This window comes from Streptomyces sp. NPDC008137 (assembly GCF_042957035.1).
Lineage (GTDB): Bacteria > Actinomycetota > Actinomycetes > Streptomycetales > Streptomycetaceae > Streptomyces.
This window is the reverse complement of record NZ_JBIBHN010000005.1, coordinates 95055-106614: the sequence shown is the minus strand read 5'-3', so window position 1 is coordinate 106614 and position 11560 is coordinate 95055. Positions and strand designations below refer to the sequence as shown.

Sequence of the window (11560 nt, the reverse complement as noted above, 5' to 3'; positions counted from 1 at the left end):
ACCCGGGGTTCGCCGGGGTTCAGTGATCGTCCCAGTGCCCCTGGTGGCCGGCGTGCCGGTGACCGTCGTGCACGTAGTCGGTGTGGTCGCCGTGCCGCACGGCCAGATGGCCGCAGTCGTCGCCATGCTGGTGGTCGTGGTTCTGGTGCACCGTGTGGCCGCCGTTCGCGCACTCGTCGACGTGGCCCTCGTGCATCCGGTGGATGTGGCCGTCATGGGCGTAGTCGGTGTGGTCGCCGTGGGCGAAGGCGACGTGCCCGCAGTCTTCGCCGTGGGCGTGGGGGTGGTCGTCGTGCGTGATGTGCTCGGCGGTGGTCATGGGGGTGGCTCCTCGGGACTATGTGGCGATTTCTGCGTACATTGTCCGAGTGCTCGCCGCCGTCCGCCATGTGACGGAGCGCGAGAGGGGCCATGCGGCCCTAACGCACCGCCACGACCACGCAGCTGTCCCCGTACTGCCAGACCGGCCCCGCCGTGCCGAACCCCGCCTGTCGCAGCAGCTCCAGATGGGTGGAGAGGGGGAGTTCGGCCGGGCGACCGCTGTTCAGCGCGTCCTCCCGGCGGCGGCGTTCCGCGAGGAGGTCGGTCAGCTCCGGCTCGCGGGAGAGGGCTGCCCACCAGGAGCCCCAGTCCTCATGGGCGAACACCCGCTGCCGGTCGGCCCGGCACTGCCCGACATACGCGGCGATCCCGGCCGGGCCCGTGGCGTCCTGGGGGAGATGGTCGCCGTTGACGAGGACGCCCCCGGGCCGCAGCAGCGAGGCGAGCTGCCGGTAGACGCGCAGCAGGGTGTCGCGGTCGAGGTAGTGCAGGGCCGTGGTGGAGACGGCCGCGTCCAGGGGCCGGTCCAGGCCCAGTTCGCCGGTCCAGCCGGGTACGCCGATCTCCGCGTCGACGTAGCGGGCCGCGTCCGGGTGGTGCGTCCGGCCCAGCTCCAGCAGGACGGGGTCCCGGTCCACGGCCACGATCTCCGCGTCCGGCAGCCGCCTGACCAGCCGGGCCGCCAGCGAGCCGGGCCCGCAGCCCAGGTCGACGACGAGCGGCCGGCCCGCGCGACCCGCCGTGACGTGCTCGACGACATCGGCGATCACCGTGAACCGCTCCTCGCGGTCGACGGCGTACCGCTGCTGCTGGAGCTCCCAGCGCTCCACCCACCGCTCCGCCGTCGCCAGACTCAGTCCCATCCGGACGCGCCACCTCGCCGTCTCGCACCTGACTCCTGCCGGTCCGAGCCTACAGGTGGAAACGGTTCTCATTACGCCCAGCGGAACGCCCAGCCGGCGGAGTCACTGGAGTGACGCAAGGACGGTCAGCAGCCGGTCGATCTCCTCCACGGTGTTGTACACATGCAGACTCACCCGCACCGAACCGGTCTTCTCGCCCGCGTCGCCCTGGCAGTGGTGGTCGGAGCGGACCATGAAACCGTGGCTGAAGAGGATGAAGCCCAGGTCGCCCGAGTCGATGGCGCGATGCCGCAGGGTCACGATGCTCTGGCGCCGCTGCACGGTCGAGTCGGCCGCCAGGCTGAGCGGGCAGCCGAGGATCTCGTAGGAGTCCAGTCGGCGCAGCCCGTCGGTGAGCCGGGCCGCCAGGGCGACCGTCCACCGCTCGACGCGCTCCACACCGGCGGCGTCCAGCCAGTCCAGGGCCGCCTCCAGCGAGGCGATGCCCACGGTGTTCGGCGTGCCGCTCCACCCGCCGGGCGTGAACGCCGGACCGCGCGCCTGCCGGGCCCACACCGCGCCCGACCCCGGCAGGGCCAGCGCCTTGTGCCCGGAGAAGACCACGAAGTCGACGTCCAAGTCGCCCACGGACACCGGCAGATGCCCGACACTCTGGGCCGCGTCCAGACAGATCACCGCGTCCGGCCCGACCGCCTCGCGGATCCGCCGCACATTCATGTCGCCGCCGTACACATGGTGCACATGGGTCGTGGCGACGAACCGGGTGCGCGGCCCGGCCCGTTCGGCCAGCGCGGTGTGGTCGTAGTCCCCGGAACCGCTCTGGTACGGCATCGGCAGCACCCGGACGCGCACGCCCTGCCCCGCGAGCACCCGCTCGGCCTCCAGCCAGGGCGCGATGTTGGCCTGGTGGTCCGCCTCGGGCACGACGATCTCGTCGCCGTCGCGCAGGAACCCCGGCAGCCAGTCGCGGGCGATCGTCCGCAGCCCCTCCGTCGTGCCGCTCGTGAAATGAACGGCCGAGCGCTCCGGCCCGGTGTCCCCGAGGAACCGGGCGACGCGCTCCCGGGTCCGCTCGACCAGCTCCGTGGTCCGGTTGGCCCAGGTGTAGGTGCCGCGCGCGGAGTTGGCATTGCTGGTGGTGAGATACGCCTGCACGGCGTCCAGGACGGCCTGCGGCTTCTGTGCCGTGGCCGCGCTGTCCAGATACGCCAGCTCCGGGTGCCCGGTGACGATCGGGAACTGGGCGCGCAGCGCCTGCTGCCACTGCTGCAGGTCCTCGCGGATGATCGGTGCGGTCATGGCCGTCAGTCCCGCACCAGGGGCGCGCCCGCGTCCCGCCAGGCGATGATGCCTCCGCTCAGGCTGCGCACGTCGGCATGCCCCATCCGGGTCAGCAGCGCCGCGTACCGCGCCGACTGCTCGCCCACCGGACATGCCAGCAGCACCGGCCGGCTCCGGCTGAACGGCAGGCCGCCCCGCAGGAGTTCGGCGAACAGCTCGTCGACGATGTTGACCGACCCGTCGATGTGCAGCGCCGCGTACGCGAACGGACTGCGCAGGTCGACCACGAGCGGCCGGTCGGTCTCGATCCACCGCCGGGCGTCGGCCACACCGACCGACGGAGCCCCGCGCACCTCGGCCTCGGTCAGGTCGGCCACCGAGTTCCTCCGGGCCGGCCGGGCCAGCAGGTCGGGCCGCCGCTCACGGACGTAGCTCAGATAGCTCTCGACCCGGTCGCAGACGATGAACACCGCGGTGCGGCGCTCGCTCAACTCCGCGTCGACGGCGCGCAGATGACGCACCGCCCCGAAGTAGGCCGCCCCTCCGGTGGGCCCGCCCAGGATGCCGCAGCGGCGGTTGAGGGTCAGCATCCCCTCGATGGCCTCGTCGGCGCTCACCGACTCCATCGAGTCGTAGGTCTCCGGATCGAACAGGCCGACCTCCTGCACCTCGTCGATCGTGCGGATGCCGGGGATGAAGTCGGACTTGGCCGCGACCAGCCCGACCACCCGCACCGAGGGGTCCTCCTCCCGCAGCGCGCGGGCCACGCCCGTGGAGGAACCGGCCGTGCCCACACAGGCGACGAACCAGTCCGGCACCCGGCCGTCCAGGTCCTTGACGATCTCCGGCCCGGTCCCGGTCAGATGGGCCTCGGTGTTGCGCGGGTTGAAGTACTGGTCGGTGTGCAGATAGGCGCTGCCGGAGGCGGACAGCGTCCGGTGGAAGAGGGTCAGCGGATCGTCCGTCGCCGTCGGGTCCAGGCACTCGCTCTGCCCGGGCAGCTCCTCGATCTCCGCGCCGAGCAGCAGCAGGAGGTCCTTGATCTCCGGTACCCGCATCCGGTTGGTGACGCTCTTGAAGCCCAGTCCGTGCATGCCCGCGACGACCGCCAGCGCCTTCGCCGTGTTCCCGCTGGACAACTCCACGACCTGGCTGCCCTGTTCGACAGCCTCGGAGAGCAGCGGACGGGCCATGCTCCAGGCCGCCCGGTCCTTGACCGAGCCCCAGGGGTTGAGCATCTCCAGCTTGGCGAACAGGTCGATGTTCCGCAGTCCGTGCACGGCCGGGTCCAGCCGTACCAGCGGGGTGTTGCCTATCGCCTCCGTGATGCTGTCGTACCTCACTGGGCTCCCCCCGAGGGCGTGATCGGCCAGAACTGGTCGTCGAGGCACCAGCGCCACCCGTCGCCGTCCTGCCAGGCGGCGACCTTGCGGGCGGCGGGCTGGTGCTGGGCGCGGGTGGCGTGGAAGTCCATGGCGTATCCGGCGGTGTTGGCGAACGCCAGCAGGTCGCCGGGGACCGGACGGCGGGGCAGGAACACCGTGCGCCGGGTGATCAGGTCGGTCTCCAGACAGAGGCCGCCGAAGAGGTGGACGGCGACGGGCCCCTCGCCCGGCCCTGCTCCACTCCGGGGCACGACCACGGGGTCCATCAGCACCCCGTGGTCCTCCAGGGCGACGTCGTCGGCCTTGGCGGCCAGCCGCACGAGCAGCTCGCCGCCGTTCTCCCTGCCGCCCTCCTGCTCGCGGACCTCCAGCACCTTCGCCAGCGTCAGCCCGCACTGGTCCAGCAGCGCCCGGCCGGGCTCGGTGTGCAGGTCGTACAGGTGCTCCAGCAGCAGTCCGGCCAGCGGACGGCCGCCCAGGGAGACGGCGGGCCGGCCCAGCAGCTCGTCGAGGTAGGCCGCGCCGGCGACGGGCCGGTGGGCGGGGTAGAGACCGAGCGCGCCGCGCAGGGTGCCGGACTCGTTCCGCAGCCCGTAACCGTGCCCGCCCCAGGTCAGGGGCGGGCGGTGGCCCAGGACGGCGGCCGTGAGCGCGGTCGTGTACGCCTCCCACTGCTCCCGCTCGGCGAGGTAGCTGACCCCGAACCCGCCGCCGACGTCCACGGCCCGGGGCCTGAGTCCCCGGCTCCGGCACGCCTCCAGAGCGGCCAGACACCCTTCGAGGGCTGCCGCCTTCTCCGCGACGCTGGTGGTGTCCAGATGGAAGGCCGCGCCCGTCGGCTCCACCGCGTCCCCGTGCCGCTCGACCGCCTCCAGCAGCGGCTCCAACTCCCGTACGGGCGTACCGAACCGGCTGCGCCGGCTCAGCACTCTCACGCCCGCCGTCTCGAACCCCGACAGCCGCAGCATGACCCGCACCGGGGCCAGTGCGTGCTTGCGTACCAGGGTGGCGAGTTGGTCCAGCTCGGCCACGCCGTCGACGCTGACCGTGACCCCCGCACGGGCCGCGAGCCACAGGAACTCGGGGTTCTTCGGCCCGGTGGCGATGATCCGGTCGGCGGTGAACCCGGCACCGAGCGCGTGCTGCAACTCGCCCAGCGACGCGACGTCCACACCCGCGTCAGTCGCGGCGAGGCGGCGCAGCAGGGCGCTGGACCGGTTGGCCTTGTGGGCGTAGAAGACCTGGCCCGACAGGTGATGCGCGCGGTACACGGACCGGAAGCGCTCCAGATTCTCGGCGATCTGGTCCGGCACCACCACGTGCAGCGGTGAACCGAGCGCGTCGGTGAGCGAGTGCAACGTCCCTGTCGCCGCCACGAGCGACCTCAGCCGTGGCTCCAGCCGCGGTTCGAGGTACAAGGGCCGGCCGTCCATGCGCGCTCCCTCCCCTGAAGCCGCTGCGCCCGGCATCCGGGCACGTCGGACACTCCCCGCGTTTCGCCGTATAGCCCATATCCATTCTTCGGTCGCTTTACGCCCTGAAGGCCCGGTCCTGTCCGGTCGCCGGTGTGAAGCGGATCACGAACTTCTTCAGCTTGTCCGGAAGCCGTCCCTGACATGGTCGAAGACGGGGCGGTGGGTGTCCCAGTCCGCCTCGGGCGCCGAGAGGTAGATGTCGAACTCGCGTCCGCCCTCACGGCCGTAGCCGAGGTCGATGGCGCGGAACGGGCGGGCCCGGCCCTGGAAGGTGAACTCCCAGATCGCGGCGGGCTGGTCGCGGAACGTCGTCCGCTGCATGCGCAGTCTGCGGTACGTGGGGTAGTTGACCTTGGTGTTCGCCTCGATGTCGGCGAAGTGGTCGGCCGGGTTCGGTCCTGCCGGGGTGACTGTGCCGATGGTGATGCCGGCGAGGCCGGTGGGGTCGGCGTAGGTGACCTGTTCCGCGGTGCGGGTGCGGGCGGTCCAGTCGTTCGGGATGGGGAAGGAGGCGCCGAACTTCTTCTCGTGGACGAGGTGGTAGCCCTGGGGGACAGGGCTGGGTGTGGCGGTGAGTCGGCTTGTGGTTTTGCGTGGTTTGTCGGCTTGGGGCGGGTTTGTTGCGTAGAGGGTGGCCGCTACGGCGAGGGTGGCGGTGAGTGCGGCAGCGATGGTGGTGATGCGGCGACGACGGCGGGTGCGGGCTCGTTGGGGCTGGTCGCGCAGTTCCCCGCGCCCCTTCAGGGCGTCCACTGCTGTCCGTAGGGAGTGTTCGGTCTCCTCCGCCGACGGGCGTTCCTCCGGCTCTCTGGCCAGGAGGGACTCTATGAGCGGGCCCAGGGGGCCGGCCTGGGTCGGTGGGGTCACGGGATCCGTGGCGATGGCGTAGGCCGTCTCCATCGCCGTGGGGCGGCGGTAGGGGGTGTGACCCTCCGTCGTCTGGTACAGCGTCGCACCCAGGGCCCACAGGTCCGAGGGCGGGCCGGGGGTGAGGCCCCTGACGCGTTCCGGGGCCATGTAGTCGATGGATCCGACCATCTCGCCGGTCCTCGTCAGGGTGGGCGAGCCTGCCGTGGTGGCGATGCCGAAGTCGGTGAGCACGACCCGGTCACCCGAGCCCAGCAGCACGTTGCCGGGCTTGACGTCGCGGTGCAGGACTCCGGCCTCGTGCGCGGCTCGCAGGGCGGACACCATGGCCAGGCCGATCCGGGCCGCCTCGTGGGGCGGGAGGGTGCGGCCGTCCCGGAGGAGGTCGGCGAGCGTGTGGCCGGGGACGTACTCCATGACGACGCAGGGCCGGCCCTCGTCCTCCACGACGTCGTGCACGACGATCACGTTGGGGTGGACGATGCGCGCGGCGCTGCGCGCCTCACGGCGCATGCGCTCGTCGCGCGTGCCGAGCTCGTCGGCCGACAGGTGCGGCTGCTCGTGCAGCCGCTTCAGCGCGACCCGGCGCCCCAGCACCTCGTCGTCGGCCAGCCACACCGTGCCCATACCGCCCCGGCCGATCCGCTCGGCGAGCCGATAGCGCCCGGCGACGAGTCGCCCCTGGTCCGACACCGTATGACCTCCGCCGCATTGTCCGTGTCGGGCGGCTTCCTGCGCCCTGGTCACCATAACTGCCGAACCTGGGGTGACCTGGGCCGGGAGTGAGGGGGATCACGGGTCCCGATCCCTCGTAGCGCGCCGGTGACATTCGGGACGAATCCGTAGCGGACGGGCGGGGCAACGTTTGCGGGCGGTGGCGGGTCGTACGGGGTGCAAGGGCTGAAGCCCGCACATTCGAGACGAAGACGTCGAGAAGATCATGGGGGAAACATGGGGGAGACTGTGAAGATCCGCGCCCGAGGCATCCGCACCACCGTGGCCGCGCTGGCGGCCGTGGCCGGTGTCGCGGCGGTCGCCGTACCGGCCGCTGCCGCCACGCCACCCGCCTCCGCCACACCCCGGTTCCTGGAGCCGGCCGAACTGCCGCCGCACCCGACTTCGCCCTGGTATGCCGGACCCGTCACGGCCGGTCAGCCGGACCCGCTGCCGGTCTGCGTGGGCGAGGCCCTGCCCTCCATCGCGAGCCACCGCTCCTACTGGACCGAGTTCGACACCAGCGCCCAGCAGATCACGGTCGTGGAGCGCACGGAACAGCGCGCCAAGGACTTCGCGGCGCTGCTGCGCAAGGACATCACCGGCTGCGCGAAGAAGCTGATGGAGCGGGACCCCGACCTGACGGCGACGCAGAAGTCCTACGGCCGGCTGAACGTCGAGGAGGGCGCCCACGTCTACGGCCTCCACACCGCCTCGGCGTGGGGCTCCTCCGACATCGGCCTGTTCTCGGTCGGCCGCGACGGCCGGACTGTGACGGTGGTCCTGTGGGGCCAGATGGGCAACTTCCAGCATGCCCAGGTGGGCGACTTCAAGACGACCACCGTCACGGCCGTCAACAAGCTGTACTGACGGGTGCGGGCGCGGGCGCTTGATCTCTGCCGCCACGCCGGCGGCGACGTACAAGTCGGTTCCGCCGACCGGCCCGCAGTCCATGACGCCGTCCGCGGCAGGCGGGCCTTCGAGCGCTTGGTCGCCAACGTGCCACACGCGAGGGAGCGCGGCTACCGGCTGTTCGGCAGGCCGGGTTCCACGACCGCGGTCGGCGTCACCATCCGCGATGCCGACCGCGAGTGGGACGTCGGCTTCCGTGTGGTCAAGCGGCTTCCCTGCGGGAGGGTGCTCAGCGCGGCCGCCCTACGAGTTCCCGCGTCGCACAAAGGCGGGGAAAGCACGTCGGCGCCACCCTGCGGGATGCCGATCACCTCGACAGCCACCCCCCGTGCCGCGAGGGCTTTCGCGGTCTGGGCGATGGTGATCTGGGAGAAGCCGAAGACGGAATCCGGAGTCAGGGTCGAGCGGTTCTTGAGGAGCATCGCGAGGACGATCCGTTTGGGCGTGTAGTCATCCGGAAGCAGGCGTGCACCGCGACTCAGCCTGGCCACTTTCGCGATGAACTCCGCACGGACCTGGGCGGACTCCTGGAGCAGTTCCACCGCCACCCTGGCCTGGCTGAACAGGTGACTCAGCGGACCGGAACAGCCCGCGCGCTTGACGAGGATCAGGGTGCCGTCGGGCATGAGCAGATCGCAGATCTCGACCTGGTCCCTGGGCCGGAGAGGGTTGGCGACGTTCTTGGTGTCGAGGCAGAGCCAGTCGGGCCGGTCGTCAGCCACCCTGTTGTTGTAGATGTTCTCCGACTCGCCGTCCGCCCAGGAGGGAAGGGAGACGGAGGGGGAAGGTGAGAACAGTGCACGCACGGTGGCCCGGCACTCTTCGACATAGGCCGCGCCGGCCTCGTACCACTCACCGTCCATCAGGAAGAACCGCCTGGAGCCGAGCGATACGCCGGTCTCCAGCCAGTTCAGCGCGCTGGTGACGGCGAGTGTGCCGGCGGCCCCCGCCCGGCGGTCCCGGGCAAGGGTCACCGTTCCCTCGCGCAGCACCTTGAGGCGTTCGCCGGGTGGTGCGAGTCGGGCCCGGGTGAGCACGTATTCGAGGTCGAAGTCGTCGGAGCGCAGAGCTCCGTTGTTGCTGTTGATCCGGGTCGTGTACGTGGTGGCCTCGGCGTATGCCATGTGATGTTCGGCGGGGACGCAGACGGAGACGCTTCCGTCGGCGGGCCGGCCGAGACGGTCGTCCAGGCTCTGGTCGAGGAGCGCCGTGTCGCTGACCGGCACAATGTGGTCGACGAACTCCAGTTCCTGGTGCGGGATGTCCTCGCGGCAGATCCTGGCGATGGTCCGCAGGTCGGAGACCAAGGCCTCCGGCTCGACGCCCAGGGCGACTCTCAAGCCGCACCCTCCCTGGGCACTGACTGCCTTTCCGCGGGTGTACCGCGACCGGGTGAGCGGCAGGTCGTCGAGGTATCCGCCCAGGCTGCGCACGATGCGCGAGTGGTCACGAATGCCCAGCTGCGGGGCTGGAGTGCCCCCCGGTACCAGGGAGATGTCGGTGCGAGCCTGCCCGAGAGGCCTCGACACAGCCCCGCGGATCATGTTCGGATCCATCTGCCGGATGGCGAAGGAGAGGCCGAAGCGCTTGTCCTTGAGGTGTTCGGGGATCAGCCGGTAGCCCTGGTCACAGCCGATGGCGTACACCGTGCCGTCGACGGCGAGCAGAAGCACGGCTGCTGTGCGGCGGACGCTCTCGTTGACCGTGATCCCGGTGGTGCGCGACATGGGTTCGCACCAAGGGGCTTCGGTGCGCTCCATCCCGCAGGTGACGTACACGGCCGGGACTCCGAGCACCTCCGGTACATGCGGATCGGCATCGAGCCTGTCGAGAAGTTCGAGGTCAAGGGCGTACAGCATGGCGTCGGTGGTCGGGGCGACGCGGGACAGCCGGTAAACGGTGCGAACCGCGGTGTTCGATGCCATGGGGTGCCTCCGTGGACAGCTGTGGCTCAGACGCGCTCGACGGCGTGTTGGTGCAAGGGGGAACCAAGTACACGAGTGAGACTGACACTGATCTGTGTACGTTGTCAACGCGTCAGACTCTGGAAAGGGTTTCACGATCCGTGTACGCTGAGGCTATGACGGACAATGCCGCTTCATCGGTCGGCCCACTGGTCACCGGCGCCGAGATCGCACGGCTCGCCGGAGTCACCCGGGCCGCTGTCTCCAACTGGCGTCGGCGCTACGACGACTTCCCCGCGCCGGCGGGAGGTGCGGCGAACAGTCCGCTCTACGCGCTCGCGGAGGTCCAGGAGTGGCTGGACAGGCAGCGCAAAGGCCAGGAGGTGTCACCCGAGGTCGAGCTCTGGCAGGCCATGCGGGCCGTTTACGGGGAGCAGATGGTCGCGGGACTGGCACAGGTCGCCGAGGTTCTGGCCGGTCACTCCGGCCCGGGGCTGCCCGGCGACGTGGTCACCCGTGTACGGGAGCTCGCCCGAACCGGATCGCCCGTCGACCTCGTGGACGGACTGACCGAACGGTTCATGGACTCCGCTCGGCGCGCCGGGTCCGACCAGGTGACGTCCGAGCGCGTGGTGCGTGCCGTGTGCCACTTCGCTCCCGAGCTGCCGTACGACGCCACGATCTTCGATCCCGCCTGCGGAATCGGGGTGCTGCTTCTTTCCGTCGCCGCCAGATCCGGGATTCTCTGCCGCGGCCAGGAGCTGGATACCGACAGCGCCCGCTTCGCACAGCTCCGCGCCGACCTCCTGGGCCGATCGGGCGTGCGCATCGTGGCCGGTGATTCCCTGCGCGCGGATGAATGGCCGGACCTCAAGGCGGACCTGGTCGTCTGTGATCCTCCGGCCGGCGTGACCGAGTGGGGACGAGAGGAACTGCTGCTCGACTCCCGCTGGGATCTCGGCACCCCGTCCAAGGCCGAAGGGGAGCTGGCGTGGCTCCAGCACGCCTACGCGCACACCGTGCCGGGCGGCCACGTTCTCATGGTCATGCCGGCCTCGGTCGCCTACCGCAAGGCAGGCCGCCGCATCCGAGCGGAACTCGTACGCCGGGGCATCGTGCGTCAAGTGATCGCCCTGCCGCCGGGTACGGCGACCTCGCATGCCCTGCCTGTCCATCTGTGGTGTCTGCGGCGTCCCGAGAGCACGGAAGGAGCCGACACACATGACGCCGTGCGCATGGTCGACCTGACGGACAACAGCCCCGACGAAGATCTGGAGCCACGCCCCGACCAGGTTGCCGACGTGCCGCTGATCGAACTCCTGGACGACGTCGTCGACCTGACACCCGGCAGCCATCTCCGTTCCCGGCACCGCGACTACCCCGGTGAGTATGCCGCCCTGCGCAAGGAACTGGAGGACCAGATCCGTCGCCTCGACGCCCTCCTGCCCGAGCTGGCGACGGGCGGCGGGCCGGGCTCGCTGGACGGCGCCACCACCAGCGTCGCGGATCTCGCCCGCGCCGGGCTCGTGGCCTACGACGGTCCGGAGCCGGTCTCGGCCAGCGAGCAGCTCGACACGGACTATCTGCGGGGATTCCTGCGCAGTTCCGCCAATGTGCGCAGATCCACGAGCGCGAGCGGGACCTACCGCTTCGACGGCAGGGGTTCACGCATCCCCCGTATGGGCATTGACGAGCAACGCCGGTACGGCTCCGCGTTCCGGGCCCTGTCCGCGTTCGAGGAAGGAATGCGCAAGGTCGACGAGCTGAGCCGGCAGCTCGCCGAGGTCGCCCGTGACGGTCTCGCGACCGGCGCCCTGGCGCCGGGGGAGTGAGGGCCG

The 11560-nt window shown here is 70.9% G+C and carries 9 protein-coding genes; 2 read left to right on the top strand and 7 right to left on the bottom strand.

Annotation, left to right across the window (positions count from 1 at the left end; translation table 11 throughout):
- Nucleotides 1–19: 19 nt before the first annotated feature.
- The 6 genes from ACFZBT_RS10375 to ACFZBT_RS10350 all read right to left on the bottom strand — a co-directional run bounded on the left by ACFZBT_RS10375 (nucleotide 20) and on the right by ACFZBT_RS10350 (nucleotide 6885).
- Complete coding sequence (locus tag ACFZBT_RS10375) at nucleotides 20–319, bottom strand: hypothetical protein (RefSeq protein WP_391100918.1); 300 nt, start codon at nucleotides 317–319, stop codon at nucleotides 20–22.
- Nucleotides 320–419: 100 nt separating this feature from the next.
- Nucleotides 420–1184, bottom strand: a complete 765-nt coding sequence (locus tag ACFZBT_RS10370; protein WP_391100915.1) for a methyltransferase domain-containing protein — start codon at nucleotides 1182–1184, stop codon at nucleotides 420–422.
- 102 nt (nucleotides 1185–1286) lie between these two features.
- Entirely contained in the window at nucleotides 1287–2483 is a 1197-nt protein-coding gene (locus ACFZBT_RS10365; protein WP_391100913.1) for an aminotransferase class V-fold PLP-dependent enzyme, read from the bottom strand.
- 5 nt (nucleotides 2484–2488) lie between these two features.
- A complete protein-coding gene (locus ACFZBT_RS10360) occupies nucleotides 2489–3808 on the bottom strand; it encodes a pyridoxal-phosphate dependent enzyme (protein WP_391100910.1) in 1320 nt (439 codons plus the stop codon).
- Entirely contained in the window at nucleotides 3805–5283 is a 1479-nt protein-coding gene (locus tag ACFZBT_RS10355; protein WP_391100907.1) for an alanine racemase, read from the bottom strand. Before ACFZBT_RS10355 ends, ACFZBT_RS10360 begins: the two co-directional genes overlap by 4 nt.
- A 156-nt stretch (nucleotides 5284–5439) precedes the next feature.
- Nucleotides 5440–6885: a protein kinase gene (locus ACFZBT_RS10350; RefSeq protein WP_391100904.1), complete on the bottom strand. Its 1446-nt coding sequence runs from the start codon at nucleotides 6883–6885 to the stop codon at nucleotides 5440–5442.
- A gap of 258 nt (nucleotides 6886–7143) precedes the next feature.
- On the opposite strand from ACFZBT_RS10350, the gene ACFZBT_RS10345 reads away from it, so the two are divergent.
- A complete protein-coding gene (locus ACFZBT_RS10345) occupies nucleotides 7144–7776 on the top strand; it encodes a hypothetical protein (protein WP_391100902.1) in 633 nt (210 codons plus the stop codon).
- A 152-nt stretch (nucleotides 7777–7928) separates the two neighbouring features.
- Here the strand turns inward: ACFZBT_RS10345 and ACFZBT_RS10340 are convergent, their stop codons facing one another.
- Nucleotides 7929–9743, bottom strand: coding sequence for a TIGR04141 family sporadically distributed protein (locus tag ACFZBT_RS10340; protein WP_391100900.1), 1815 nt, complete (start codon nucleotides 9741–9743; stop codon nucleotides 7929–7931).
- Nucleotides 9744–9898: 155 nt separating this feature from the next.
- Between ACFZBT_RS10340 and ACFZBT_RS10335 the strand changes: the two genes are divergently transcribed.
- Nucleotides 9899–11554 (top strand): N-6 DNA methylase, encoded by a 1656-nt coding sequence (locus ACFZBT_RS10335; protein WP_391100898.1) that lies wholly within the window; start codon nucleotides 9899–9901, stop codon nucleotides 11552–11554.
- Nucleotides 11555–11560: the final 6 nt, after the last annotated feature.

Coding starts and splice junctions, on each gene's coding strand:
- ACFZBT_RS10365 (WP_391100913.1), bottom strand. CDS start 2,483: ATGACCGCACCGATCATCCGCGAGGACCTGCAGCAGTGGCAGCAGGCG.
- ACFZBT_RS10335 (WP_391100898.1), top strand. CDS start 9,899: ATGACGGACAATGCCGCTTCATCGGTCGGCCCACTGGTCACCGGCGCC.
- ACFZBT_RS10375 (WP_391100918.1), bottom strand. CDS start 319: ATGACCACCGCCGAGCACATCACGCACGACGACCACCCCCACGCCCAC.
- ACFZBT_RS10345 (WP_391100902.1), top strand. CDS start 7,144: ATGGGGGAGACTGTGAAGATCCGCGCCCGAGGCATCCGCACCACCGTG.
- ACFZBT_RS10370 (WP_391100915.1), bottom strand. CDS start 1,184: ATGGGACTGAGTCTGGCGACGGCGGAGCGGTGGGTGGAGCGCTGGGAG.
- ACFZBT_RS10340 (WP_391100900.1), bottom strand. CDS start 9,743: ATGGCATCGAACACCGCGGTTCGCACCGTTTACCGGCTGTCCCGCGTC.
- ACFZBT_RS10355 (WP_391100907.1), bottom strand. CDS start 5,283: ATGGACGGCCGGCCCTTGTACCTCGAACCGCGGCTGGAGCCACGGCTG.